26 protein-coding genes are annotated in these 23,184 nt (G+C 68.9%); 10 read left to right on the top strand and 16 right to left on the bottom strand.

Features of this window, described 5'->3' with window-relative positions:
• Positions 1–186: 186 nt before the first annotated feature.
• The 5 genes from ABQJ56_RS12715 to ABQJ56_RS12695 all read right to left on the bottom strand — a co-directional run bounded on the left by ABQJ56_RS12715 (position 187) and on the right by ABQJ56_RS12695 (position 4,341).
• A complete protein-coding gene (locus tag ABQJ56_RS12715) occupies positions 187–1,599 on the bottom strand; it encodes an ATP-binding protein (RefSeq protein ID WP_367845377.1) in 1,413 nt (470 codons plus the stop codon).
• On the bottom strand, positions 1,565–2,257 hold the full coding sequence (locus tag ABQJ56_RS12710; protein WP_367845376.1) for a response regulator transcription factor: 693 nt from the start codon (positions 2,255–2,257) through the stop codon (positions 1,565–1,567). Before ABQJ56_RS12710 ends, ABQJ56_RS12715 begins: the two co-directional genes overlap by 35 nt.
• Positions 2,257–2,583 carry a PepSY domain-containing protein gene (locus ABQJ56_RS12705; protein ID WP_367845375.1) on the bottom strand — a complete coding sequence of 109 codons (327 nt, stop codon included), beginning with the start codon at positions 2,581–2,583 and terminating at the stop codon, positions 2,257–2,259. The genes ABQJ56_RS12710 and ABQJ56_RS12705 overlap by 1 nt, the downstream gene beginning before the upstream one ends.
• 82 nt (positions 2,584–2,665) lie before the next feature.
• The gene (dusA, locus tag ABQJ56_RS12700) at positions 2,666–3,655 is read right to left on the bottom strand and encodes a tRNA dihydrouridine(20/20a) synthase DusA (protein ID WP_367845374.1); all 990 of its coding nucleotides are present in this window, start codon (positions 3,653–3,655) and stop codon (positions 2,666–2,668) included.
• 41 nt (positions 3,656–3,696) lie between these two features.
• Positions 3,697–4,341 carry a TMEM175 family protein gene (locus ABQJ56_RS12695; RefSeq protein ID WP_367845373.1) on the bottom strand — a complete coding sequence of 215 codons (645 nt, stop codon included), beginning with the start codon at positions 4,339–4,341 and terminating at the stop codon, positions 3,697–3,699.
• Positions 4,342–4,543: 202 nt separating this feature from the next.
• Between ABQJ56_RS12695 and ABQJ56_RS12690 the strand changes: the two genes are divergently transcribed.
• From ABQJ56_RS12690 to tpx, 5 genes are all read left to right on the top strand, one after another.
• Positions 4,544–5,320 (top strand): ferredoxin--NADP reductase, encoded by a 777-nt coding sequence (locus ABQJ56_RS12690; protein WP_367845372.1) that lies wholly within the window; start codon positions 4,544–4,546, stop codon positions 5,318–5,320.
• A 116-nt stretch (positions 5,321–5,436) separates the two neighbouring features.
• Complete coding sequence (locus tag ABQJ56_RS12685; protein WP_367845371.1) at positions 5,437–6,198, top strand: helix-turn-helix domain-containing protein; 762 nt, start codon at positions 5,437–5,439, stop codon at positions 6,196–6,198.
• 79 nt (positions 6,199–6,277) lie between these two features.
• Positions 6,278–7,516 (top strand): NnrS family protein, encoded by a 1,239-nt coding sequence (locus ABQJ56_RS12680; RefSeq protein ID WP_367845370.1) that lies wholly within the window; start codon positions 6,278–6,280, stop codon positions 7,514–7,516.
• A gap of 10 nt (positions 7,517–7,526) precedes the next feature.
• Positions 7,527–7,979 (top strand): CopD family copper resistance protein, encoded by a 453-nt coding sequence (locus ABQJ56_RS12675; protein ID WP_367845369.1) that lies wholly within the window; start codon positions 7,527–7,529, stop codon positions 7,977–7,979.
• Between the two features lie 30 nt (positions 7,980–8,009).
• Positions 8,010–8,510 carry a thiol peroxidase gene (tpx, locus tag ABQJ56_RS12670; protein ID WP_367845368.1) on the top strand — a complete coding sequence of 167 codons (501 nt, stop codon included), beginning with the start codon at positions 8,010–8,012 and terminating at the stop codon, positions 8,508–8,510.
• A gap of 582 nt (positions 8,511–9,092) precedes the next feature.
• Here tpx and ABQJ56_RS12665 read toward each other — a convergent pair.
• The 8 genes from ABQJ56_RS12665 to ccoN form a co-directional block, all read right to left on the bottom strand.
• Positions 9,093–9,503 (bottom strand): group III truncated hemoglobin, encoded by a 411-nt coding sequence (locus ABQJ56_RS12665; protein WP_367845367.1) that lies wholly within the window; start codon positions 9,501–9,503, stop codon positions 9,093–9,095.
• Positions 9,500–9,688 carry a cbb3-type cytochrome oxidase assembly protein CcoS gene (gene ccoS / locus ABQJ56_RS12660; protein ID WP_367845366.1) on the bottom strand — a complete coding sequence of 63 codons (189 nt, stop codon included), beginning with the start codon at positions 9,686–9,688 and terminating at the stop codon, positions 9,500–9,502. Before ccoS ends, ABQJ56_RS12665 begins: the two co-directional genes overlap by 4 nt.
• Complete coding sequence (locus tag ABQJ56_RS12655) at positions 9,685–11,910, bottom strand: heavy metal translocating P-type ATPase (RefSeq protein ID WP_367845365.1); 2,226 nt, start codon at positions 11,908–11,910, stop codon at positions 9,685–9,687. Before ABQJ56_RS12655 ends, ccoS begins: the two co-directional genes overlap by 4 nt.
• A complete protein-coding gene (locus tag ABQJ56_RS12650) occupies positions 11,907–12,128 on the bottom strand; it encodes a hypothetical protein (RefSeq protein ID WP_367845364.1) in 222 nt (73 codons plus the stop codon). The genes ABQJ56_RS12655 and ABQJ56_RS12650 overlap by 4 nt, the downstream gene beginning before the upstream one ends.
• Positions 12,109–13,020, bottom strand: coding sequence for a cytochrome-c oxidase, cbb3-type subunit III (gene ccoP, locus ABQJ56_RS12645; RefSeq protein WP_367845363.1), 912 nt, complete (start codon positions 13,018–13,020; stop codon positions 12,109–12,111). Before ccoP ends, ABQJ56_RS12650 begins: the two co-directional genes overlap by 20 nt.
• Positions 13,017–13,199, bottom strand: a complete 183-nt coding sequence (locus ABQJ56_RS12640) for a cbb3-type cytochrome oxidase subunit 3 (protein ID WP_367845361.1) — start codon at positions 13,197–13,199, stop codon at positions 13,017–13,019. The genes ccoP and ABQJ56_RS12640 overlap by 4 nt, the downstream gene beginning before the upstream one ends.
• Positions 13,196–13,846, bottom strand: a complete 651-nt coding sequence (gene ccoO, locus ABQJ56_RS12635; protein WP_367845360.1) for a cytochrome-c oxidase, cbb3-type subunit II — start codon at positions 13,844–13,846, stop codon at positions 13,196–13,198. Before ccoO ends, ABQJ56_RS12640 begins: the two co-directional genes overlap by 4 nt.
• Before the next feature lie 220 nt (positions 13,847–14,066).
• Positions 14,067–15,530 (bottom strand): cytochrome-c oxidase, cbb3-type subunit I, encoded by a 1,464-nt coding sequence (gene ccoN / locus ABQJ56_RS12630; RefSeq protein WP_367845359.1) that lies wholly within the window; start codon positions 15,528–15,530, stop codon positions 14,067–14,069.
• Between the two features lie 199 nt (positions 15,531–15,729).
• Between ccoN and fdxA the strand changes: the two genes are divergently transcribed.
• Complete coding sequence (gene fdxA, locus ABQJ56_RS12625; protein ID WP_367845382.1) at positions 15,730–16,053, top strand: ferredoxin FdxA; 324 nt, start codon at positions 15,730–15,732, stop codon at positions 16,051–16,053.
• A gap of 233 nt (positions 16,054–16,286) precedes the next feature.
• On the opposite strand, the gene gap is transcribed toward fdxA, so the two are convergent.
• Positions 16,287–17,288: a type I glyceraldehyde-3-phosphate dehydrogenase gene (gene gap, locus ABQJ56_RS12620; RefSeq protein WP_367845358.1), complete on the bottom strand. Its 1,002-nt coding sequence runs from the start codon at positions 17,286–17,288 to the stop codon at positions 16,287–16,289.
• Positions 17,289–17,487: 199 nt separating this feature from the next.
• Here gap and ABQJ56_RS12615 point away from each other — a divergent pair, with 199 nt between their 5' ends.
• The 4 genes from ABQJ56_RS12615 (at position 17,488) to ABQJ56_RS12600 (ending at position 21,531) form a co-directional block, all read left to right on the top strand.
• Positions 17,488–18,306: a S1/P1 nuclease gene (locus ABQJ56_RS12615; RefSeq protein WP_367845357.1), complete on the top strand. Its 819-nt coding sequence runs from the start codon at positions 17,488–17,490 to the stop codon at positions 18,304–18,306.
• A gap of 125 nt (positions 18,307–18,431) precedes the next feature.
• Positions 18,432–19,904: a pyruvate kinase gene (pyk, locus tag ABQJ56_RS12610; RefSeq protein ID WP_367845356.1), complete on the top strand. Its 1,473-nt coding sequence runs from the start codon at positions 18,432–18,434 to the stop codon at positions 19,902–19,904.
• A gap of 81 nt (positions 19,905–19,985) precedes the next feature.
• Positions 19,986–20,426: an energy transducer TonB gene (locus tag ABQJ56_RS12605; protein WP_367845355.1), complete on the top strand. Its 441-nt coding sequence runs from the start codon at positions 19,986–19,988 to the stop codon at positions 20,424–20,426.
• A 100-nt stretch (positions 20,427–20,526) separates the two neighbouring features.
• Positions 20,527–21,531, top strand: a complete 1,005-nt coding sequence (locus ABQJ56_RS12600; RefSeq protein WP_367845354.1) for a class I fructose-bisphosphate aldolase — start codon at positions 20,527–20,529, stop codon at positions 21,529–21,531.
• 176 nt (positions 21,532–21,707) lie between these two features.
• Here ABQJ56_RS12600 and ABQJ56_RS12595 read toward each other — a convergent pair whose 3' ends face one another.
• Complete coding sequence (locus ABQJ56_RS12595) at positions 21,708–22,301, bottom strand: outer membrane protein (RefSeq protein WP_367845353.1); 594 nt, start codon at positions 22,299–22,301, stop codon at positions 21,708–21,710.
• A 242-nt stretch (positions 22,302–22,543) separates the two neighbouring features.
• Entirely contained in the window at positions 22,544–23,155 is a 612-nt protein-coding gene (locus ABQJ56_RS12590; RefSeq protein ID WP_367845352.1) for an outer membrane protein, read from the bottom strand.
• Positions 23,156–23,184 lie beyond the last annotated feature (29 nt).

Genomic DNA, 23,184 nt, shown 5'->3' with positions numbered 1-23,184 from the left:
GCTATGGGGTGAGGTCGATGTGCGGCCGCTCGGGCTCCTACACGTGCTTCCAACACTGCGCCTTGTCGGCGTGCCGCACATCGCTCTCCACTGCCACTTTACGGGGTTGTGCAGACACAAGCGCCTTCAGCCGCGATTGCCCGATGCCTGGCCCGATCGTGATCGCGATCGCGGCTGAAGCCGCTCCTACTCCGGCGGCAGTTTCACGCTGAAGCGTGCGCCGCCCAGTTCGGGCGAACGATCCACCGCCAGCTCGCCGCGGTAGGCGCGCACGATGTCCTGCACGATGGACAGGCCGATGCCGTGGCCCTGCACGCGCTCGTCGCCGCGCACGCCACGCTGCAGCACCTTCTCGATCTTGTCCGCGGCGATGCCGGGGCCGTCGTCCTCCACGCTGAGCAGCAGGCCGGGGCGGATGCGGCCGGGCTGGGGCTGTTTCTGCACCACCAGCAGCACGTGGTGGCGCGTCCACTTGAACGCGTTCTCCAGCAGGTTGCCCATCAGTTCGAGCAGGTCGTTCAGCTCGCCGTGGAAGGAGGCGCCGTCGGCGATGTCGAACTCGCACAGCACGTTCTTCGCGGCATAGACCTTCTCCAGGCTTTGCACCAGGTCCTCGGCATGGCTGGCGATCGGCACCGCGGCGGCGAAGGTCTGCCGGCCCGAGGTGGCGGCGCGCGCCAGCTGGTAGGCGACCAGCTCGTCCATGCGGCGCACCTGGTCGAGCACGCCGCGTCGCGCCGGGTCTTCGTTGGCCGATTCCATCTGCGAGCGGATCACCGCCAGCGGCGTCTTCAGGCTGTGCGCGAGGTCGGCCAGGGTGTGGCGGTAGCGCGTGCGCTGCTCGCGCTCGCTGTTGATGAAGGCGTTGATGCGCTCGGTGAGGCCGGTCAGTTCCAGCGGGTACTGGCTGTCCAGGTGGTCGCTGTCGCCGCGCTCGACCCGGCTCATGTCGCTGGCCACCTTGCGCAGCGGGGTGAGGCTCCAGCGCAGCAGCAGCAGCTGCAGCACGATCAGCATCATGCCCAGCACCGACAGCCACAGCGCCAGCGTGCGCCGGTACACCGCGTTCTCGCCTTCGAGCTGCTGCTCGGTCTGCGCCACCATGATGGTGGCGGGCGTCGATTTTCTGCCGTCCAGGGAATCGAAGGTTACGCCCCTGGCGTAGTAGTAGAGCCGGCCCATGCGGGTGTCGACCGGGCCGGCGAACTGGTCCGTGCCCACCGGCAGCGGTTTCAGGAAGCGGAAATCGTGGCCGACTGCCGAGGTGGATTCCCAGTGGTAGCCGGCCGGCCCCAGGATCACCGCGTACAGGCCGGAACCGGGCTGGGAGAACTTCTGCGGCGGCGAGTCGGGCGGCAGCAGGCGGCCGTCGCGGTTGACGTCGGTGTGGGTGATGATGTCGGTGATGGCGGCGTCGCGCAGCTGGTCCTGCAGGGTGTTCAGTGCGGTCTGCTGCTTGGCCACGGACATGACCACGCCGACCAGCCCGAGGAAGGCGGCCAGCACGAAGCCGGTGGTGATGGCCGAGCGCGCCGCCAGCGACAGCGGGCGGCGCGGCGCGGGCTCACTCGTCGTCGCCGTCGGTGCGGGGGATGGCAAAGCGGTATCCGCGTCCACGCACGGTCTCGATGGGCTTGAGGGCGCCTTCCGGGTCCAGCTTGCGGCGCAGGCGGCCGATGAAGACTTCCAGCACGTTGGAGTCGCGGTCGAAGTCCTGCTGGTAGATGTGCTCGGTGAGGTCGGCCTTGGAGACCAGCTCGCCGGCGTGCAGCATCAGGTACTCCAGCACCTTGTACTCGTAGCTGGTGAGGTCGACGATCTTGTCTTCCACCGTCACCGTCTGCGCGGTGGTGTCCAGCTTGATCGGGCCGCAGGCCAGCACCGGCTTGGACCAGCCGCTGGCGCGGCGCACCAGCGCGTTGATGCGGGCCAGCAGTTCCTCGACGTGGAACGGCTTGACCAGGTAGTCGTCGGCGCCCTGCTTGAGGCCTTCCACCTTGTCCTGCCAGCCGCCGCGCGCGGTGAGGATCAGCACCGGATAGCGCTGGCCGTGCTCGCGCAGCGCCTTGATCAGGTCCATGCCGGACATCTTGGGCAGGCCCAGGTCGATGATGGCGAGGTCGAACGGTACCTCGCGGCCGAGGTAGAGCGCCTCTTCGCCGTCCTGCGCCGCGTCGACGGCGAAGCCGTCGCGCTTCAGTCGTGCCGCCAGCGTCTCGCGCAGCGGGGCCTCGTCTTCCACCAAGAGGATGCGCATCAGTGTCTCTCCTTGCCGCCGGCGCGCCGGCCGGGCGGGTTTCTGGGTGACGGGGAAGGTGGTCGCGTATTGTCGTTGCCGGTGGCACGTATCGTCATCACCCGCACGTGGCCCTGCGGCGTGAGCACCTTGATGCGGTACTCGGTACGGCGGTCAAAGTGCCGCGACTCGGCCGACAGCACCTGGCCATTGGTTTCCTGCTGTGCCCGGGTCACCGCATCGCCGAGGCTGAGGTCGGCCGACCTGGCCTGCGCCGATGCCGCGGGGCTCGCGGCCAGCGCGAGCGCCAGCGACGCGAGCAACGTGAGGGTTCGGCAGGCTTTCATCGGAATGCTTCGACCGTGGTCTGTCTCTGGTCGTTCAGTTTGGGCAGGCAGGGCTGAATAGTGACCGGACGGACCATCGCTGTCACGCGGCCGTCGCCAGCGGCGCCATCGCCCGCTCGATCAGCGCCCAGCCCGCGCCCGGCAGGTGCGCGCCTTCGCTGAGCACGCGGCGGAAGCCGCGCGCGCCCGGCTCGCCCTGGTACAGGCCCAGCAGGTGGCGGGTGATGTGCTTGAGCGCGGTGCCGCGCGCCAGCTCGGCCTCGACATAGGGGCGCAGGCGCGCCAGCACCTGCTCGCGGCGCGGCAGCGGGGTGCCGTGCAGCGCGTGTTCGAGCCGGGCCAGCAGGTACGGGTCGTGGTAGGCGGCGCGGCCCAGCATCACGCCGTCCAGTTCGGCCAGCTGCGCCTGTACCTGGCCCACCGTGGTGATGCCGCCGTTGATCACCACCACGAGTTCCGGGAACTCGCGCTTGAGCCGGTGCACGCGCGGGTAGTCCAGCGGCGGGATCTCGCGGTTCTCCTTCGGCGACAGGCCCTTGAGCCAGGCCTTGCGTGCATGCACCGCCAGCACCCCGACGCCGGCCTCCAGCATGGTCTCGGTGAAGTGCTGCAGGTCGGCGTAGTCGTCCTGCTCGTCCACGCCGATGCGGCATTTCACCGTCACCGGCACGCCCACCGCGTCGCGCATCGCCTTGACGCAGTCGGCCACCAGCGCCGGCTCGTACATCAGGCAGGCGCCGAAGCGGCCGGACTGCACGCGGTCGGACGGGCAACCCACGTTGAGGTTGATCTCGTCGTAGCCGGCCGCCGCGCCCAGCCGCGCCGCCGCGGCCAGTTCGGCCGGCTCGCTGCCGCCCAGCTGCAGCGCCACCGGGTGTTCCTCGTGGCTGTGTTCGAGCAGGCGCAACTGCCTGCCGCGCACCAGCGCCGCGCTGGTCACCATCTCGGTGTACAGCCTTGCGTGCGGGGACAGCAGGCGGTGGAAGAAGCGGCAATGGCGGTCTGTCCAGTCCATCATCGGGGCCACGGACAGGCGCCAGGCTTCGGGTTCAAGGCAGGCAATGGCGGTCATCAGGCCGCCATTGTCCCGGATCGGGGCGCCGCTGTGGAGTTTCAGCCCGGAGCGGGCTTTCCACGGCGGGCCAGACATGCCGAAGCGATGCGCGCGGCCACGGCCAGTGCGGCCATCAGGACCAGCATCCACACCGCATGCTGGAACCAGCACGCGATCGCCGCCCACACCAGCGTGATGAACGCGTCATGCAGCAGCCAGCTCCAGGCCTGCCGTCGCGGCATGTCGGGCACCAGATGGCCGATGAAAACCGCATAGCCCCAGCCCGCCGTGAGGCAGGAATTGATCACCAGCAGCGAAATCGCGTAGGCGGTCAGGCCGCTGGTGGCGTCCAGGCCGCCCTCGCCGGTGACCATCGCACGGATCACCACCGGCATCAGCGCGATCATGCTCAGCAGCACCAGGGTGATCAGGGTCAGCGTGTTGTCGGTGCGCCGCAGCTGGGCCAGTGCGCGGCGGTGCTGGAGCCACACCAGGCCGATGATGAAGAAGGTGAGGAAATAGGCCAGCAGCGGCATGCCCCAGACCTGCAGCAGGGTCTGGCCCGGCTTCGCCTCCGGACGCAGCTCCACCGCCGACAGGGTCAGCGCGATGCCGAACACGCCGTCGGACAGCATCACCAGGCGGTCGAAATGGCGCTGGTGGACATGATGTTCGCGCACGGGCGGCGCGGCGTTCGGTTCCATCTTCGCTCCCCTCCCCGGACTGCGCACATGATGCCGGAGAACATGGCGGGCGGCGATGACCCGGATCGCGTAAAATGGCCTGCCGCCGCGCCCCCAGGCGGCCACTCGCCAGGTCCACCGGCACGCCGCCCTCCCACGCGAGTCCCGTTGCCGCCATGCGCGGCGGCGCGCTTTTCCCCGGCTGAAATCGAGACGACGAATCATGGTAGCCATGGCGACCGAGCACGTGATCGACGTGCAGCACTGGAACGACACGCTGTTCTCCTTCCGCACCACGCGCGATCCCGGCTTCCGCTTCGACAGCGGCCAGTTCGTGATGATCGGGCTGGAGAGCGAAGGCCGCCCGCTGATGCGCGCCTACTCGATCGCCAGCGCGAGCTGGGAGGAGCACCTGGAGTTCTTCTCGATCAAGGTGCCGAACGGCCCGCTCACCTCGCGCCTGCAGCACCTCAGGCCCGGCGATCCGCTGATCGTCACGCGCAAGCCCACCGGCACCCTGGTGCTCACCGACCTCAAGCCCGGCAGGCACCTGTACCTGTTCGGTACCGGCACCGGACTGGCGCCGTTCATGAGCATCATCCGCGACCCGGACACCTACGAACGCTACGAGAAGATCGTGCTGGCCCACGGCGTGCGCCACATCAACGACCTCGCCTACGCGCACTACCTGGAACACGAGCTGCCCCGGCACGAATACCTGGGCGAGCTGGTGCGCGGAAAGCTGATCTACTACCCCACGGTGACGCGCGAGCCGTTCCGCAACCGCGGCCGCATCACCGACGCGATCGCCGATGGCGTGATGAGCGAGGCCGCCGGCCTGCCGCCGCTGAACCCGGAAACCGACCGCGTGATGCTGTGCGGCAGCCCGGCCATGCTGGACGACCTCTGCGCCTTGCTGGACGGCCGCGGCTTCCGGGCCTCGCCGCGCACCCGCGAGCCGGGCGACTACGTGATCGAGCGGGCGTTCGTGGAGAAGTAGCGCGGCCGCGGCGGCCTCCGTGGCCGGCGGCGCGTCGTCGCAGAAGGCCGCGGGCGCCGGATCGCTTGGTATCATGCGTGAATCCGCCACACGCCATGCGCCCGGTGCGAGACGCCATGCCCCCCAGCCACCCGACCGGACGTCTGCATCTGGTGTCCCAGCCGATCACCGATGATGGCGACGCCACGCGCTTCTGCACCAGCTGCGCGTTTTCCGAAGCCTGCATCGCGGTGGGCTACGGCAAGCCGGAGCTGCTCGAACTGCACTGCCTGGTCGAGCACGTGGGGCCGTTCCGCGCGGGCGAGCACGTGTTCCGCACCGGCGACCCGTTCCGCGCGATCTACGCGGTGCGCACCGGTTCGGTGAAGACGCGGCTGTTCGACCGCGACGGCAACGAGCAGGTGCTGGGCTTCTATTTGCCGGGCGAGGTGGTGGGGCTCAACGCGATCTATCCCGAGCACTTCCCCTGCGATGCGGTGGCGCTGGAAGACACCCAGTTCTGCCGCTTCTCGTTCCCCGCGATGAGCGCGCTGGCGGCGCGCCAGCCGGCGGTGCAGCAGCACCTGTTCCGGCTGATCAGCAAGGAGCTTGGCGCGGTGTCGCTGCTGGCCGGCGACCACAGCGCGGACGAGCGCATGGCGGCCTTCCTGGTCGACCTCTCCAGCCGCTATGCGGCGCGCGGCTTCGCGGCCACGCGCTTCCACCTCAGCATGTCGCGCGGCGACATCGCGAACTACCTGCGGCTGGCCGCCGAGACGGTGAGCCGGGTACTGGGGCGGTTCCGCAGCCAGGGGCTGATCGCGCTGGAAGGGCGCGAGCTGGTGCTGCTCGACATGGATGGATTGCGCACGCTCGGCGAGAGCCTGCTGCCGGAATGACCCGCAAGCCGGGCTGATCCAGGTCAGGGCCGCGGCGCCATCGACCTGCGAACATGGGGCGACCCACACGCCGGCCACCATGGACGCATCGACCTCCACCACCCACAACGACCCCGCCGCCCTGCTGGCGGCTGCGCCGCACCGGCCGCTGTTCCTCGCCGGCGCCGTGGCGGTGCTGCTGACCATGGCATGGTGGACGCTGGAGCTGGCCTCGCTGCGCTTCGGCTGGGGGCGCTGGCCGCAGCCCACCGTGCCGCCGGTGTGGGGGCATGCCGTGCTGGTCCAGTACGGCCTGTTCCCGCTCTTCATGTTCGGCTTCCTGATGACCACCTTCCCGCGCTGGATGAACGGGCCGGAGGTGCCGCCACGGCGCTACCTGCCGGTGGCCGGCGGCGTGCTGGGTGGCTACGTGCTGGGCACGCTGGGCCTGCTTGGCATGCCGATACTGCTCAAGCTCGGCCTGGTGGCGATGCTGGCGGGCTATCTCGCGGGCGTGGGCACCCTGGCCGGCGTGCTGGCGAAGGCGGCTGACCGCAACCGGCACGGCTGGTCGTGCCTCGCGGCGTTCGGCGTGGGCACGCTGGGGCTCGCGCTGTTCGTCGTCCGGCTGTTCGACCCGGGCCTGCCGGCGGCGCTGGGCTGGCTGGCGGTGAAGCTGGGCACGTTCGGCTTCCTGCTGCCGGTGTACTTCACCGTCTGCCATCGCATGCTGCCGTTCTTCAGCAAGAACATGGTGGCCGGCTATGCCATGTGGCGCCCGGGCTGGAGCCTGCCGGCGATGTGGGCGTTGCTGCTCGTGCACGTGTTCCTGGACTGGCGCGGCCTGCCACTGTGGCTGTGGCTGTGCGACCTGCCGCTGGCCGTGCTGTTCGCCGCGCACTGGCTGATGTGGAGGCCGTGGCGCTGCCTGCGGCCCGGCTTGCTGGCGGTGCTGCACATCGCGTTCGCGTGGCTGCCGGTGGCCTTCGTGCTGTTCTGCGTGCAGGACCTGGCGCTGGCGACCCGCGGCGAGCAGGTGCTGGGGCTGGCACCGCTGCACGCGCTGGCGATCGGCTTCTTCGGCTCGATGCTGGTGGCGATGGTGACCCGCGTGACCCACGGCCATTCCGGCCGGCCGCTGCAGATGCATCCGGTGCCGTGGCTGTGCTTCGTGCTGCTGCAGCTGGTGGTGCTGGTGCGCATCCGCGCCGGGCTGGGCGGCGACCGTTACCTGTGGCTGGTGGTCGCGGGTGCGGGCTGGCTGCTGGCCTTCCTGCCATGGGTGCTGCGTTCGGCGTGGATCTACCTGACCCCGCGCGCCGACGGCAGGCCGGGCTGAGGAAGGCGTCGTGCAGGACCTGATCGCCCCGTACTACCCGTGGATCGTGCTGTTGCATCTTTCCTGCGCGATCGTGTTCGTGGGGGCGGCGGCGTTCGAGGTATTCGTGCTGGAAGGCCTGCACGAGCACATCGACATCGCCACCATGGGGCGGATCGAGACCGCGGTGATGGCACGGGTGCGCCGTTTCATGCCGGTGGTCGTGCTGCTTCTCTTCCTCTCCGGCTTCGCCTTGTTCGACCTGCGCTGCAACGGCCTCCGCTGCATCGGCAGCGCGCGCTTCGGCTGGTTCCTGCTGGCCAAGGTGGCGCTGGCATTCGGCGTGCTCGGCGTGTTCGTCAATGCGGTGTGGGCCGGCGCGCGCGGACGGATGGACGCCTGCCGCTTCCGCCATACGCACCGCATCGTGCTGGCGATGATGGCGGCCATCGTTTTCCTGGCCAAGACCATGTTCTACTTGTAGGTCCTGTCTTTCCCCATCGCGAGGTGCTCCATGTCCACAGTCCATTTCAAGGCTCAGCCGGTACGCGTCGACGGCAGCTTCCCGGCGCCCGGCAGCCAGGCGCCGGCATTCCGTCTGGTCGGCGGCGACCTGTCCGAGGCCACGCTGGCGAGCCATGCCGGCAAGCGCAAGGTGCTGAACATCTTCCCCAGCGTGGACACCGGCGTGTGCGCGGCCTCGGTGCGCCGCTTCAACGAGCTGGCGGCGAAGCTCACCGACACCGTGGTGCTGTGCATCTCGGCCGACCTGCCGTTCGCGCAGGGCCGCTTCTGCGGCGCCGAGGGCATCCAGAACGTGCAGATGCTGTCGCTGATGCGCGGCCGCGAGTTCCTGCGCGACTACGGTGTGGCGATCGCCGACGGTCCGCTGGCCGGCCTGGCCGCCCGCGCGGTGGTGGTGCTGGACGCGCACGACAAGGTGATCCATGCCGAGCTGGTGGACGAGATCACCCACGAGCCGGATTACGACGCGGCGCTGAAGGCGCTGGGCTGAGGTTTTTTGCACTTGCGCTGGCGCGAGTAACAGAGCGGTTTCGCCCCGCTGCCGCGGGGCGAGCTACTCCTCTTTTGCGTGCCCAAAAGAGAAGTAGCCAAGAGAAAAGGGCACCCCGCGGAGGCGCTCTCCGGGCCTCCTGCCCCGCCTCACCGCCACCGAGGGGGCCCGGGTAGAGCAGCGCGCTCCCAGCGCGCAGAAGCAATAACAACAGCCAAAGCCAAAGCCAAAGCGGCGCGAGGCTTTGTGCCTCAGTTCCCGGATACGGCGCGGTGTGGCCGCGCCGTCAATCGCGTAGGCGGGAGCTGTTCCCGGCTCCTCGACACAACAGGCTTGTAATCCCGGCGTATTGAATCAGGCCATTCTCTCATGGTTACTTCTCTTGACTCCGGGCATCCTGCCCTCCGCCCTTCGGGCCGGCTTCGCCGTTCGCCACCGCTCCGCGCGGTGGCGTGGGCCAGCAAAGAGAAGTGACCCGGGCGCCGGCAGGCGTCCGAAACCGCTCTGAAACTTGCGACAGCCGTCCGAAACCGCCCCGAAACTTGCGTCAGCACCAAACATCGGACAGAGGACGGCGGGTCCTCAAGACCGACCACCCCCCACCACCGGAATGCCCAGCGGCCGCACATCCAGCCGTTCGGGCAGCCCCATGCCCAGGCGCAGGCTGCGGCCGATGCGGTCGGCGTAGTCCTGCATCCGCGCGGCATCGTCTTGGTCCAGCACTTCGTTCGTGGTTTCGCGCCACAACTCCAGCCAGCGCGCGAAGTGCACGGCGCGGATCGCGGGCTGGCCGCGGTGCACGGCCATCGGGTTGCCGCGATAGCTCTGCGTGCCCAGCGCCACCGAGCACCAGAAGCGCGTGAGCAGGCCCTTGTGCTCCGCCCAGTCGTGCACGGCGGCGTTGAAGATCGGGCCGATGGACGCGTCGGCGCGCACCTTGTCGTAGAAGCGGTCGACCAGGGTGGCGATGCGGGTTTCGTCGAGCGTACTCATGGCTTGCCTGTCGTGTCCTTGGCCGGGGCCGGTGTTGCGTCGGAGGCGGGGTCGTCCAGCAGCGGCAGGATGCCGGGCGTGTCGAGGTCGTCGAACTGCTGGTGGTTCACCGCCCAGAAGAACAGCGCCACGCCCATGATCACCACCAACGCGGTGACCGGGATCAGCACCAGCAGGATGTTCATGCACGCAGCTCCTGTGAAGGTTCGACGGTGTCGCGGCCGGCGCGCAGCGCATTCAGCACCACCGCCAGCGAACTGAGCGACATGCCGATGCCGGCCAGCCACGGCGGCACGAAGCCGAACGCGGCGAACGGCACCGCGCACAGATTGTAGGCCAGCGACCAGCGCCGGCCCTGGGCCACGATGCGTTGCGCCTCGCCCGCGATGGCGCGGGCACGGGCGAGGCCGCCGAGGCGGTCGTCCATCAGCAGCAGGTCGGCCTGCGCCTGGGCCAGGCCGGTGCCGCCGGCCAGTGCGGCGGAAACGTCGGCGCCGGCGAGGATGGGGGCGTCGTTGCTGCCGTCGCCCACCGCGAGCACCACGCGACCCTGGGCGCGCAGCTCGCGCAGCCGCGCCAGCTTGTCGTCCGGGCTCTGGCGGCCGCGCCAGTCGGTGATGCCGAGCGTGTTCGCCAGAGTGGCCACGCGCTCGGGCGCGTCGCCGCTGGTGATGCAGGGGATGATGGCGTCGGTGCGCAACGCGTCCAGCGTGGCCTGCGCGTCGTGGCGCGGGCGCTCTGCGAGGCGGAAGGCGGCAATGGCTCCATCCGCGTCGGCCAGCAGCAGGGCATCGCGCTGGCGTTCGGGAGTCAGCGCGTGACCCAGTGCGAAGTCGGCACGGCCCAGGCGCAGCTCGCGCCCGGCGACCGTGCTGCGCAGGCCGGCGCCGGCCACCGCTTCCACCTGTTCGGCCTGCCGCAGCGGGCCCAGCTGGCTGGCGGTATCGGTGAGCGCGCGGGCCAGCGGGTGCGAACTTTCGCGGGCGAGTGCGGCGGCGAGCGCGAGTACTTCCTCGCGGGCATCGCCGCGCAGCGGTTCGATCGCGGCAAGGTCCAGCCGCGGCACCCCCAGCGTGCCGGTCTTGTCGAACAGCGCGGTGTCGACGCGCGCCAGCCGGCCCAGGGCGGCGCTGTCGGTGACCAGCACGCCGTGGCGCGCCAGCGCGGTCAGCGCGCGGGTGAACGCGGCCGGCGCGGTGAGCGCGAACGCGCAGGGGCAGGCCACCACCAGCACCGCGAGCGCGGCGTCGAAGGCGCGCGCGGGATCGACCAGCAACCAGCCGAATGCGGTGAGCGCGGTGAGCAGCAGCACGCGGGCCACGAAGCGGGCGATGTCGCGGTCGCTGGCCGTGGCGAAGCTGCGCGCGGCTCTGGCACGGCTGGCCAATGCGCCGATGCGCGCCACCGTGGTGGCCTCGCCGCTGCGCTCCACGCGCAGCGTGGCCGGCCCATCCAGCAGCACGCTGCCGGCCACCAGTGGCTCGCCGCGATGGCGCTGCACCGGGCGCGATTCGCCGCTGAGCAGGGCTTCGTCCAGCTGCGCCGATTCTGCTTCCAAGACGCCGTCGGCGGGCACGGTGCTGCCTTCGGCGACGTGTACGCGGTCGCCGGCGCGGAGCGCCAGCGCGGGCACGGTTTCCAGCGTGCCGTCGGCGTCGATGCGCTGCGCCAGCAGCGGCGCGGCGTCGATCGCGGCGTCGCCCTGCGCGTTGCCGTGGTGGCGCGCGCGCAGCTCCACGTAGCGCGCGGCCAGCAGCAGGAACACGAACATGCTCACCGAGTCGAAATAGATCTCGCCGCTGCCGCGCAGCGTGTTGCAGGCGCTGGCGAGGAATACCAGCGCCACCGCCAGCGCCACCGGCAGGTGGATGCCGAGCCGGCGTTGGCGCAGTTCGCGCACGGCGCCGGCGAAGAACGGCCGGGCCGAATAGGCCACCAGCGGGATCGCGGTGAGGAAGCCCAGCCAGCGGAACAGGCCGCGGGTGGTGAAGTCCACGAAATCGACCGCGCCGAGGTAGATCACCAGGGCATAGGCCATCACCTGCATCATGCACATGCCGGCGACCAGCAGGCGCTTCAGCGCATCGTGCAGCTCGGCGGCGCGCACGTCATCGGCGTCATCGTGGGGCAGTGGCTGGGCCGGGCACTGCAGCGCGGCGCAGCGCTCCACCAGCGTGTCCAGCGAGAGCCGGTGCGGGTCCCACACCACGCGCAGGCGGCGCGCGGCGGGAAGGACGGCCACGCGTTCGACACCGGGCAGGGCGCGGACCGCCTGTTCCAGCGCGAGCGCGCGACGCGGTTCGCCCAGCGCGGCTACGCGCAGCGCCGCCTCGCTGCGGCCGTCGCGGCGAGGCCGCAGCACCTGGGCGAGCAGCAGCGGGTGGCCCCAGACGGCATGCGCGTTCATGGCGGGCCGGCGTGGCTGCTGCGGGCGCTGGTGGGCACGCCGAACACGGTGTGCGGGGTTTCCAGTGGCAGGTCGGCGCTGCGCGAGCTCGCCACGATGATCCACGCGCAGCCGATCATCGAGGCCACGAACACCACGAGACCCAGCCACAGGATCGGCTGGCGGTACCAGCGACCGCCGGCCTCGCTCGGCGCTGGCTCAGTCCGCGGCGCCGGCATCGGGGTGCGACAGGTGGTAGACATAGGCCGCCAGCACGTGGATCTGCTGGTCGCTGAGGCGCTTGTCCCAGTCCGGCATGTGACCCTGGCGGCCATCGTGGATGGTGGCCTCGATGTCGGCCAGCGTGCCGCCGTGCAGCCAGATGTGGTCGGTGAGGTTGGGCGCGCCCAGCGCCTGGTTGCCCTTGCCGTCGGGGCCGTGGCAGGCCGCGCAGGTGCCCTTGAAGATCGGTTCGGCGGCGGCCGCCATCTTCGCATCGTGCGGCGAGCCGGACAGGCCGAGCACGTACTGCGCGAGGTTCTTCACGGTCGGCTCGCCGAGGCTGGCCCAAGGCGGCATCACGCCGTTGCGGCCGTCGTGGATCGAAGTGGTGATGTCCTTGCCGCTGCCGCCGTACAGCCAGTCGTGGTCGGTGAGGTCGGGCGCGCCCAGCTGCTGGTTGCCCTTGCCGCTGCGCTGGTGGCAGGCCGCGCAATTGTCCTCGAACAGCACCTTGCCCAGCTGCTGCGCGGCCGGATCGCCGGCCAGCTGCTCGGGCGTGTACAGCGCGAAGCGCTGCATCAGCGGCTCCAGCTTCGCCTCGTTGACGGCCTGCTCGGCGGCCAGCTGGCCGTGCGAGGTCCAGCCCAGGGTGCCCTTGTGGTTGCCGAAGCCCGGATACAGCACGAGGTAGCCGAAGGCGGCGGCGAACATCGCGCCGGAAAAGACCACCCACCAGGTCGGCAGCCGGCGCACGCCCTCGCGCAGCACGCCGTGCGCCCACACGTGGCCACTGGTGCCGTCGGGCTGGGTGGGGATCTTCGCGCGCGGGCCCCACAGGTACAGGAAGAAGGTGATGCCGAGGTTCAGCACCACCAGGAACATCACCCACAACGACCAGCCGGTGCTCATCGCGCCTTCTCCCCTGCCGCGCCGTCGACGGGCAGACCCTCGTCCTGCATCGGCAACTGCGCCATCCGGTCGAACACCGGCTGGTGGTACCTGCGCCAGGCCCAGATCCAGATGCCGATGAAGCTCAGCAACATCAGCACGATCATCACGCCGGCCAGCTGGCCCCAGAACGGACTCATGGCGCACCTCCGTCGCTGGCCGGCGCCGTGCCCGGGGTGGGCTCGTTCTTGATGCCCAGGCCCTGCAGGTAGGCGACCAGTGCGTCCAGCTCGGTCTTGCCCTTGACGGCCTCGGGCGCGGCGGCGATGTCGGCGTCGCTGTACGGGTCGCCCAGCTTGCGCAGCACGCGCATGCGCGCCTGGATGTCGGCGCCGTCGATGCCGGCCTTGGCCAGCCACGGGTAGCCGGGCATGTTGGACTGCGGCACCACGCTGCGCGGGTTCGTCAGGTGCATGCGCTGCCAGTCGTCGGAATACTTGCCGCCCACGCGGGCGAGGTCCGGCCCGGTGCGCTTGGAGCCCCACTGGAACGGGCGGTCGTAGACCGACTCCTCGGCGGTGGAGTAGTGGCCGTAGCGCTGGGTCTCGAAACGCAGCGCGCGGATCATCTGCGAGTGGCACAGGTAGCAGCCCTCGCGCACGTAGACGTCGCGGCCGGCCAGCCGCAGCGGGTCGTAGGGATGCACGTTCGGCGGCGCCTTGAGCGAATGCGCCTCGACGAACAGCGGGGTGATCTCGGCGAGCCCGCCCAGCGAGACCATGATCGCGATGCCGATGCCGAGCAGGCCGGCGTGCTTCTCGATCGCTTCGAAATGCCTGTAGGCCATGAGGATCAGCTCTATTTGAAGAGTGCGGCCATGGATGGCCGCGGTTGGACTGGCAGGAATCGGCTACCTTCCCGAAACAGGGATGTGATCGAAGCAGCGCTCATGGACGAGCGCATCAGGTGAACCAGTGCGGCCATGGATGGCCGCGGTTGGACTTGCAGGATCGAATGGCCTTCCCGCAGCGGGAACCTGGTCGAAGCGGCGATCACGGACGAGCGCATCAGATAGCGGCCAATGGCGCCGGGATCTGGTGGGGCTCCGGCTCCGGGATCGGCACCGGGATCGGCTTGATGAGGTGGGCGCGCGCTTCGGCGGCGGTGTGCCACAGGTTCCACGCCATCACCCACATGCCCGAGAGGATCAGCACGCCGCCGAACCAGCGGATCAGGTACATCGGCTTGATCGCGATCAGGCTGTCGAGGAAGCCGTACTTCAGCGAGCCGTCCGGCAGGGTGGCGCGCCACATCTCGCCCTCGGTGACGCCGGCCGTCCACATCGCGCCGACGTACAGCAGGGTGCCGGCCATGTGCAGCCAGAAATGCAGGTTCATGCCACGCACGGAATGCATCGCGGGACGGCCCAGCGCGCGCGGCGCCATCGCGTACAGCGAGCCGATGGTGATCATCGCCACCCAGCCCAGCGAGCCGGAATGCACGTGGGCGATCGTCCAGTCGGTGTAGTGCGACAGCGAGTTCACCGTCTTGATCGCCATCATCGAGCCTTCGAAGGTGGCGGCGGCGTAGAACACCAGCGACATCACCATGAACTTCACCGCCGGGTCGCTCTTCACCTTGTGCCAGGAGCCGTTGAAGGTGAGCAGGCCGTTCGCCGCCGAGCCCCAGCTCGGCATCAGCAGCACCAGCGAGAACGCCATGCCCACCGACTGCACCCAGTCGGGCAGCGCGGTGTACATCAGGTGGTGCGAACCGGCCCACATGTAGACCGAGATCAGCGCCCAGAAATTGACGATGGAGAAGCGGTAGCTCCACAACGGCTGCTGCGCCTGGCGCGGCACGAAGTAGTACATCATCCCGAGGAAGCCCGCGGTGAGGAAGAACGCCACCGCGTTGTGGCCGTACCACCACTCCACCATCGCGTCGACCGTGCCCGAGTAGATCGGGTAGGACTTGCTCCAGGACACCGGCAGCGACAGGTGGTTGACGATGTGCAGCAGGCCCACCGCGATGATGAAGGCGCCGTAGTACCAGTTCGCCACGTAGATGTGCTTGATGCGCCGGCGCGCCAGCGAGCCGAAGAACACCACGCCGAAGCACACCCACACCACCGCGGTGAACAGCGCGATCCACCATTCCGGCTCGGCGTATTCCTTGCTGGTGGTGAGGCCCAGCGGCATCGACACCATCGCCAGCACGCAGACGATCTGCCAGCCCCAGAACGTGAAGCCGGCCAAGCGGTCGAAAGCCAGCCGCGCGTGGCCGGTACGCTGCATCACGTAGTAGCAGGTGCCCATCAGCGCGCTGCCGCCGAACGCGAAGATCACGCCGAAGGTGTGGTCGGGGCGCAGCCGGCTGAAGGTGATCCAGGGCAGGTCGAAGTTGAGCGCGGGCCACATCAGCTCGGCGGCGATGTACACGCCCACCGACATGCCGATGATGCCCCAGACCGCCGCGGCCAGCAGGAACTGGCGGACGACCTTGTCGTTGTAGTACTCGGTGGTGGGCATGGGCGTCCCCGGTCTTGGTGTGCGCATTCTCGCGGGCGCGCACGCGCGCCGCGATGATCGCGGTCAGGCGGCTGCGGCAATCTGTCCGTCAAGTCCGTCCGGAGCCCCCGGGCACGGCCGCCTGATCCAGATCATGGCTGCGGGTGCCGCGGCGGATGATGCTGGCCGGAACGTGAAAACCGGTTGGAGCGCCGTGCCGATGGCCCATGTCGTCACCGAGAACTGCATCAATTGCAAGCACACCGACTGCGTCGAGGTGTGTCCGGTGGACTGTTTCCACGAGGGCCCGAATTTCCTGGTGATCGACCCCGACGAGTGCATCGACTGCACCCTGTGCGTGGAGGAGTGCCCGGTGGGCGCGATCTTCCCCGAGTTGGACGTGCCGGCGGGGCAGGAAGGCTTTCTCGCGCTGAATGCCGAGCTGGCGCGCGAGTGGCCGGTGCTGGCGCGCAAGATCCCGGCGATGGAGGACGCCGCCCGGTGGGATGGCGCGCCGGACAAGCTGCCGTTGTTGAAGCGCTAGGGAAACGCTGCTTCTGCTCGTCATCCCGGCGAAAGCCGGGATCCGGTGCCTCAGAGCGTGCAAAAGTCACTGGATCCCGGCCTCCGCCGGGATGGCGAATCCTGGGTTCGGGGTATGGAGGGGATGGGGGACGGAAAAGCCCGCTTGCGCGGGCTTTTTCGTTTGAAAAGTGCGGCCATGGATGGCTGCCCATTTGACTTTCGCGATCAGGATGATCGCAAAAATCCCGCGGCCTACTTCGCCACCACGCGCACCATTTCCAGGCACTTGTTCGAGTAGCCCCATTCGTTGTCGTACCAGCTCACCAGCTTCACGAAGGTGGGGTCCAGCGCGATGCCGGCGTCGGCGTCGAACACCGAAGTGCAGGTCTCGCCGCGGAAGTCGGTGGCGACCACCTTGTCCTCGGTGTAGCCCAGCACGCCCTTCAGCGCGCCCTGGCTCTGCGCCTTCATCTCGGCGCAGATCTCGGCGTAGCTGGCGGGCTTGTCCAGCTCGCAGGTGAGGTCGACCACCGAGACGTCCGAGGTCGGCACGCGGAAGCTCATGCCGGTGAGCTTCTTGTTGAGCTCGGGAATCACCACGCCCACCGCCTTCGCGGCGCCGGTGCTGGACGGGATGATGTTCTCGAGGATGCCGCGGCCGCCGCGCCAGTCCTTGTTCGACGGGCCGTCCACGGTCTTCTGCGTGGCGGTGGCGGCGTGCACGGTGGTCATCAGGCCGCGCTTGATGCCCCACTTGTCGTTGAGCACCTTGGCGATGGGTGCGAGGCAGTTGGTGGTGCAGCTGGCGTTGGAGATGATCGCCTCGCCGGCGTACTTCTTGTCGTTGACGCCGTAGACGAACATCGGCGTGTCGTCCTTGGACGGCGCGGACAGGATCACCTTCCTCGCGCCGGCGTCGAGGTGCTTCTGCGCCGTTTCCTTGGTGAGGAACAGGCCGGTGGACTCGATCACCACGTCGGCATGCACCTCGTTCCACTTCAGGTTGGCCGGGTCGCGCTCCTGGGTGAGGCGGATCCTGCTGCCGTTGACCACCAGCTGGCCGTCCTCGATCGACACCTCGCCCTTGAAGCGGCCGTGCACCGAGTCGTAGCGCAGCATGTAGGCGAGGTAGTCCGGTTCCAGCAGATCGTTGATCGCCACGATCTGGATGTCCTTGCCGAAGTTCTGCACCGCTGCACGCAGCACGTTGCGACCGATGCGGCCGAAGCCGTTGATGCCGACCTTGATGGTCATGGGACAGCGTCCTCCAATTCGACGGGTGGGGTGGCCGAGGCAGCGGCCGGAAAGGCGTGATTTTACAGGGAACCGGGTTTGCTTGCCCGCGCTGCGCCAGTCGTGCGCGCAGGTACCGGCGATGTCTCGCGGTTGCGCATGATGGCGCCGGCCCGCTGTGGCACACTGCCGGATCGTCCATTGCCGTGATGTCCCAGCCATGAAGTACCCCCGTCGCCTGCTGGTCGCCGCGCTGGCCACGTTCGTCACCGTTCCTGCCGCGCAGGCCTGGGGGCCGTTGGGCCACAGCATCGTCGCCGCGCTGGCGCAGCGTCACCTCAGCCCCGCCGCCGAGGCCGAGGTGGAGCACCTGCTCGCGGCTGACCACACCGCCCGGCTCGCCGACATCGCCAACTGGCCCGACCAGATCCAGGACGATCCGGCGCAGGCCACGCTGTGGCAGCAGACGCGCAAGCTGCACTACATCAATTTCCGTGGCGGTCCGGCCTGCGACTACGTGCCGCCGCGCGACTGCCGCGACGGCGAGTGCATCGTGGCGGGGTTGGCGCATTACGTGGCGATCCTCGGCGACAAGTCGCAGGGCGACGCCGCGCGCCTGGAGGCCTTGAAGTTCGTGGTGCATTTCGTGGGTGACGAGCACCAGCCGCTGCACGACGGCTACCGCGACGACCTCGGTGGCAACAAGTACCAGGTGCAGTTCGAGGGCGAGGGCAGCAACCTGCACCGGGTCTGGGACTCCGGCATGCTGAAGACGCGCGGCCTCGACTGGCAGGCCTATGCGGCAAGGCTCGACGCCGCGGGGCCGGTGGCGCTGCCGCCGCCGGCCCCGCCGCTGGACGATCCCTATGCGCAGTGGGCGGAGGAGTCCTGCCGCATCACCGCCGAACCGGGTTTCTACCCTGACGGCCACAAGATCGGCCAGGCCTACGTCGACGCCGAACTGCCGGTGGCCGAGAACCAGCTGCGCATCGCCGGGCGCCGGCTGGCCGAGGTGCTCAACCTCGCGCTGGCGCCGTGATGCGCCGGCCGCGATGCGCTGCATGCGGCATTACATACGAATGCAGGCTGGCATGGCGTCCGGCATCTGTTAGCCTCCACGACAGCTGACCGGATTCAGACGTCCATACCCCATCAGGCCCCCGCATGACCAACACGCCGCTCCGCCGCACCAAGATCGTCGCCACCCTGGGCCCCGCCACCGACGCGCCAGGCATGCTCGAACGCATCATCGCCAACGGCGTCGACGTGGTGCGCCTCAATCTCTCGCACGGCCAGCCGGACGACCACCGTGCCCGCGCCGCCGCGGTGAAGGCCGCCGCCGCCGCCGCCGGCCGCGAGGTGGGCGTGCTCGCCGACCTGCAGGGCCCGAAGATCCGCGTGGAGAAATTCGCGAACGGCCCGATCCAGCTCGAGGTCGACCAGCCCTTCGTGCTGGATTGCCGTGCCGACGCGCCGCCCGGCGACATCAGCCGCGTGGGCGTGAGCTACCTCGGCCTGCCGCAGGACGTGCATCCCGGCGACGTCCTGCTGCTGGACGATGGCCTGGTGGCGCTCACCGTGAACGACGTGGCCGGCACCGAGATCCGCTGCACCGTGCTGGTGGGCGGCAAGCTCTCCGACCGCAAGGGACTCAACCGCCAGGGCGGCGGCCTGTCCGTCTCCGCGCTGTCGGACAAGGACAAGGCCGACATCAAGCTGGCCGCCGAGATCGGTGCGGATTTCCTCGCCGTCTCCTTCGTGCGTTCGGCCGAGGACATGCACCAGGCGCGTCGCCTGCTGCACGAAGCCGGTGGCAGCGCCGCCCTGGTGTCCAAGATCGAGCGCGCCGACGCCATCCCGGTGCTGGGCGAGATCATCGACGCCTCCGACGTGGTGATGGTGGCGCGCGGCGACCTGGGCGTGGAGATCGGCGACGCCGAGCTGCCCGGCCTGCAGAAGAAGATCATCCGCGAGACCGTGCAGCGCAACCGCGCGGTGATCACCGCCACCCAGATGCTGCAGTCGATGGTGCGCTCGCCGATCCCCACCCGCGCCGAAGTGCTGGACGTGGCGAACGCGGTGATCGACGGCACGGACGCGGTGATGCTGTCCGAGGAAACCGCCGCCGGCGCCCACCCCGACAAGGCGGTGGCGGCGATGGCGCGCATCTGCCTCGGCGCCGAGCGCCAGTTCGAACCGAAGGAAGACCTGGCCAACGCCGGCCCCCGGCTCAGCCGCACCGACCAGGCGATCGCGCTGGCGGCGATGGTGCTGGCCGGCCAGCTCGGCGTGCGCGCGATCGTGGCGCTCACCGAATCCGGCGCCACCGCGCAGTGGCTGTCGCGCTACCGCAGCGCGGTGCCGATCTACGGCCTGTCGCCGTTCGCCGCCGCGCGCCGGCGCATGCAGGTGCTGCGCGACGTGCGGGCGGTGGAGTTCAGCCACGGCGAGAACCAGAGCATGGCCGCCTCCACCCGCGCCGCGGTGCGCCTGCTGTTCGCGCAGGGCAAGCTCACCGAAGGCGACAGCGTGGTCATCACCTATGGCGACCGCGTGGGCCACGTCGGCGGCACCAACACCCTGAAACTGCTGGCGGTGGGGGCAGGCGGCACGGTGGACAGCCTGCGCGACCTTTGAACCAGGGCCATGGCCGCGACGTCGGCATGACGCGGCGCGGCTAGACTGGCGCCGTCGTCCCCTTCCATCGGAGAGTTCCCCATGAACCCGCGTGCCCGCCGCCTGCTTCGCCCCTTGCTGCTGGTCCCGGCCCTGGCTTGCGCCGCGCCGGTGCTGGCGCAGGCGAACAAGGTCGATCCGCAGAACCTGTACCACTACTGGATCCGGCTCAACACCACGGTGAACGTCGACATGCCCAATTCGGGGCTGAACCTCACCAAGCCCGGCTGCGTCGCGGTGACCTACGAGATCGGCTCCGACGGCGTGCCGATGCACGTGCAGGTGGCCAAGGTGGAGCCCAAGAGCGACCTCGGTTCCGCCGCGCTGTCGGCGGTGAAGAACTTCCGCTACGGTCCCTCGCTGACCAACAAGATCGGCCAGCCGATCGCCACCTACTACATCGTGCCGTTCAATGCGCCCGACGATGCGGCGGGGCAGCAGAAGGTGATGGAGCCCTGCAAGTTGGCGGGCTACGGCCAGTAGGTGGGCGTTTCGTTATAATCTGCGGCTTTAACCATGCCGCCCCGGCCGGGCGGCATCCACCCTCGAGCGGGCCGGTATCGCCTCGCTGTACGGAGCCGTCATGAGTATTGAAGATCTCGAAAGCGTTGCCCTGGCCATGGTGGCCCCTGGCAAGGGCATCATCGCCATCGATGAGTCGACCAACACCATCAAGAAGCGTTTCGAGGCCGTCGGCATCGAGAACACCGAGGAGAACCGCCGCGCCTACCGCGAGCTGCTGCTCACCACGCCGGGCCTGAACGAGCACATTTCCGGCGCGATCCTGTACGACGAGACGATCCGCCAGTCCACCAGGGACGGCGTGCCGTTCACCCAGGTGATGAAGAAGGCCGGCATCATCCCCGGCATCAAGGTGGACAAGGGCCCGGTGCCGCTGGCCGGCTTCCCCGGCGACGTGGTCACCGAGGGGCTGGACGGCCTGCGCGACCGCCTCGCCGAATACGTGAAGCTGGGCGCCCAGTTCGCCAAGTGGCGCGCGGTGATCAACATCTCCGAGGACAATCCCAGCTCCACCGCGATCGAGGCGAACTGCCACGCGCTGGCGCGCTACGCCGCGCTGTGCCAGGAGGCCGGCCTGGTGCCGATGGTGGAGCCGGAAGTCATCATGGACGGCGACCACAGCATCGAGGTGAGCTACGAGGTGCACGAGGCCGTGCTGCGCAGCCTGTTCAACGCGCTGTACGAGCAGAACGTGATGCTGGAAGGCACCATCCTGAAGGTATCCATGGTGATCCCGGGCAAGGAGTCGTCCGAGCAGGCCGACGTCGAGGAAGTGGCCGAGGCCACCGTCCGCGTGCTCAAGACCTGCGTGCCGGCCTCGTTGCCGGGCATCGTGTTCCTCTCCGGTGGCCAGACCGACGAGCAGAGCACGGCGCACCTCAACGCGATGAACCGCATCGGCCCGCACCCGTGGCCGCTGTCGTTCTCCTACGGCCGCGCCATGCAGCAGGCCGCACTGAAGCTGTGGGCCAAGGACATGAAGGCCAACTATGGCGAGGCGCAGAAGACCGTGCACGCCCGCGCCAGGGACAACGGCCTGGCCGCGCTGGGTCGCTGGAACGGTTGATTTCCTGCGATCGTCCGTCGAAGGTCAAACGGGCAGCCATCCGTGGCTGCACTGGGTGACATCCTGCGATCATCCATGATCGCGAAGATCAAACGGGCAGCCATCCGTGGCTGCACTGTCAAAGGAAACGGGCGCCGCGAGGCGCCCGTTTCGCTTGCCGTGGTTCGACGACTCGATCAGAAGCGGAATTCCGCGCTGGCCGAGATCATGTCGGTGCTGAGGTCGACGTTGTGCTTCTTGGCGTCGAAGTAGTCGTAGTTCAGGCCGACGCTCACGTTCTGCGTGATGTTGTAGCCGATGCCCGCGCCGGCGTACCAGCTGTTGTCGTCGAGGCCCTTGCGCACCGGGTTCACGTCATTGCTCATGCCGTGGCCGGTCCAGCTGTAGAGGCCGGCGCGGCCGCTCAGGTACCAGTTCGGGCTGAGGTCGACGTGGGCGTTCGCACCGGCGGTCCAGCCGTGCAGCTGCGACTTGCCCGGGGCGATCACCGGCGAGCTGTTGAAGATGTTCTTCGCGCGGATGTTGCCCAGGTCGTTGTAACCCACCTCGGCGCCCAGCGAGAAGTTCGGCGTGAACGACCAGCGGTAGCCGCCGTTCAGCGCGTAACCGGTGTCGTGGCCGTCGTACGGCCCCTTGTCGATGGCGGTGCGCCCCACGTTGCCATTGATGAACCAGCCGCCGTTGCCGGTCGGTGCGCTCTGCGCGAAGGCGGCCGGGATGGTCAGCAGGCCGGTGGTGGCGAGGGCAAGGGTGAGCAGGGTCTTTTTCATGGAGAGTCTCCTGTTATGGGAAGGCGGTCGCCGGTCGTCGGGGAAGGGAGCGGCTCCGCATGCCTGGCGTTTGGGGAATTCGCCGGGCACGTCTCCTTGGATGGCTGCTGGACCGGAAAGATTCAATACTTGTTAGTTCATTATTAAGTGGTGATTAATGTTTGCGCCCAAGTGACTGTGCCAAAAAGGAAACGGGCGCCTTTCGGCGCCCGTTCCGGATCACGCGACGGAGCCGGGACGACTCAGAAGCGGTATTCCGCGCTCAGCGAGTACTTGCTGGTGGCCAGTTCCACGCGCTGCTCGCCGTTGTCGGAGCCGGCGTAGTAGTCGTAGTTCAGGCCCACGCTCCAGTTCTGGCTGAGGTTGTAGCCCACGCCCGCACCGGCGTAGTACTTGGTGCGGTCGAACTGGCGGAACTGCGGGTTCGCGCCGTTGGTGATGCCTTCGCCCTGGGCGTAGAACAGGCCGCCGCGCAGCTCGCCGTACCAGTTCGGGTTGAAGCTGTAGCGCAGGTCCAGGCCGGCGGTGCTGCCGCGCAGCTTGGACTTGCTGTTGCCGGCGATCTGGTCGGCGTACTGGCTCTGGGCGGACAGGCGGCCCAGGTACTGGTAGCCCACTTCCACGCCCAGCGAGGTTTCGGGGTTGATCGCGAAACGGTAACCACCCTTCACGCCGCCGGCGAACTTGCCGTCGTCATAGGGGCCCTTGCTGACGTTGGCATAGCCGGCGTCGGCGCTGACGTACCAGCCCTGCTGGGCGTTGCTGGTGGCCGGAGCCTGGTCCTGGGCGAAGGCGGCCGGGACGGCCACAAGGCCGGCGGCAGCCAGGGTAAGAGCGAGCACTGTCTTTTTCATGGGGAATTCCTCTTGTTCTGGTCAGTCCG

Source organism: Rhodanobacter geophilus (genome assembly GCF_040812275.1).
Lineage (GTDB): Bacteria > Pseudomonadota > Gammaproteobacteria > Xanthomonadales > Rhodanobacteraceae > Rhodanobacter_A > Rhodanobacter_A geophilus.
Note: the sequence above shows the minus strand (reverse complement) of the source record. Positions and strands in the feature narration are given on the sequence as shown.

Excerpts from the sequence above, each read along its gene's own strand:
- ABQJ56_RS12705 (WP_367845375.1), bottom strand. The coding sequence starts at position 2,583 with ATGAAAGCCTGCCGAACCCTCACGTTGCTCGCGTCGCTGGCGCTCGCG.
- ccoN (WP_367845359.1), bottom strand. The coding sequence starts at position 15,530 with ATGCCCACCACCGAGTACTACAACGACAAGGTCGTCCGCCAGTTCCTG.
- ccoS (WP_367845366.1), bottom strand. The coding sequence starts at position 9,688 with ATGAACATCCTGCTGGTGCTGATCCCGGTCACCGCGTTGGTGGTGATC.
- ABQJ56_RS12690 (WP_367845372.1), top strand. The coding sequence starts at position 4,544 with ATGGTAGCCATGGCGACCGAGCACGTGATCGACGTGCAGCACTGGAAC.
- ABQJ56_RS12600 (WP_367845354.1), top strand. The coding sequence starts at position 20,527 with ATGAGTATTGAAGATCTCGAAAGCGTTGCCCTGGCCATGGTGGCCCCT.
- ccoP (WP_367845363.1), bottom strand. The coding sequence starts at position 13,020 with ATGAGCACCGGCTGGTCGTTGTGGGTGATGTTCCTGGTGGTGCTGAAC.
- ABQJ56_RS12640 (WP_367845361.1), bottom strand. The coding sequence starts at position 13,199 with ATGAGTCCGTTCTGGGGCCAGCTGGCCGGCGTGATGATCGTGCTGATG.
- pyk (WP_367845356.1), top strand. The coding sequence starts at position 18,432 with ATGACCAACACGCCGCTCCGCCGCACCAAGATCGTCGCCACCCTGGGC.
- ABQJ56_RS12605 (WP_367845355.1), top strand. The coding sequence starts at position 19,986 with ATGAACCCGCGTGCCCGCCGCCTGCTTCGCCCCTTGCTGCTGGTCCCG.
- ABQJ56_RS12665 (WP_367845367.1), bottom strand. The coding sequence starts at position 9,503 with ATGAGTACGCTCGACGAAACCCGCATCGCCACCCTGGTCGACCGCTTC.
- dusA (WP_367845374.1), bottom strand. The coding sequence starts at position 3,655 with ATGACCGCCATTGCCTGCCTTGAACCCGAAGCCTGGCGCCTGTCCGTG.
- gap (WP_367845358.1), bottom strand. The coding sequence starts at position 17,288 with ATGACCATCAAGGTCGGCATCAACGGCTTCGGCCGCATCGGTCGCAAC.
- ABQJ56_RS12595 (WP_367845353.1), bottom strand. The coding sequence starts at position 22,301 with ATGAAAAAGACCCTGCTCACCCTTGCCCTCGCCACCACCGGCCTGCTG.
- ABQJ56_RS12695 (WP_367845373.1), bottom strand. The coding sequence starts at position 4,341 with ATGGAACCGAACGCCGCGCCGCCCGTGCGCGAACATCATGTCCACCAG.
- ABQJ56_RS12615 (WP_367845357.1), top strand. The coding sequence starts at position 17,488 with ATGAAGTACCCCCGTCGCCTGCTGGTCGCCGCGCTGGCCACGTTCGTC.
- ABQJ56_RS12655 (WP_367845365.1), bottom strand. The coding sequence starts at position 11,910 with ATGAACGCGCATGCCGTCTGGGGCCACCCGCTGCTGCTCGCCCAGGTG.
- fdxA (WP_367845382.1), top strand. The coding sequence starts at position 15,730 with ATGGCCCATGTCGTCACCGAGAACTGCATCAATTGCAAGCACACCGAC.
- ABQJ56_RS12590 (WP_367845352.1), bottom strand. The coding sequence starts at position 23,155 with ATGAAAAAGACAGTGCTCGCTCTTACCCTGGCTGCCGCCGGCCTTGTG.
- ABQJ56_RS12710 (WP_367845376.1), bottom strand. The coding sequence starts at position 2,257 with ATGCGCATCCTCTTGGTGGAAGACGAGGCCCCGCTGCGCGAGACGCTG.
- tpx (WP_367845368.1), top strand. The coding sequence starts at position 8,010 with ATGTCCACAGTCCATTTCAAGGCTCAGCCGGTACGCGTCGACGGCAGC.
- ABQJ56_RS12685 (WP_367845371.1), top strand. The coding sequence starts at position 5,437 with ATGCCCCCCAGCCACCCGACCGGACGTCTGCATCTGGTGTCCCAGCCG.
- ccoO (WP_367845360.1), bottom strand. The coding sequence starts at position 13,846 with ATGGCCTACAGGCATTTCGAAGCGATCGAGAAGCACGCCGGCCTGCTC.
- ABQJ56_RS12680 (WP_367845370.1), top strand. The coding sequence starts at position 6,278 with ATGGACGCATCGACCTCCACCACCCACAACGACCCCGCCGCCCTGCTG.
- ABQJ56_RS12650 (WP_367845364.1), bottom strand. The coding sequence starts at position 12,128 with ATGCCGGCGCCGCGGACTGAGCCAGCGCCGAGCGAGGCCGGCGGTCGC.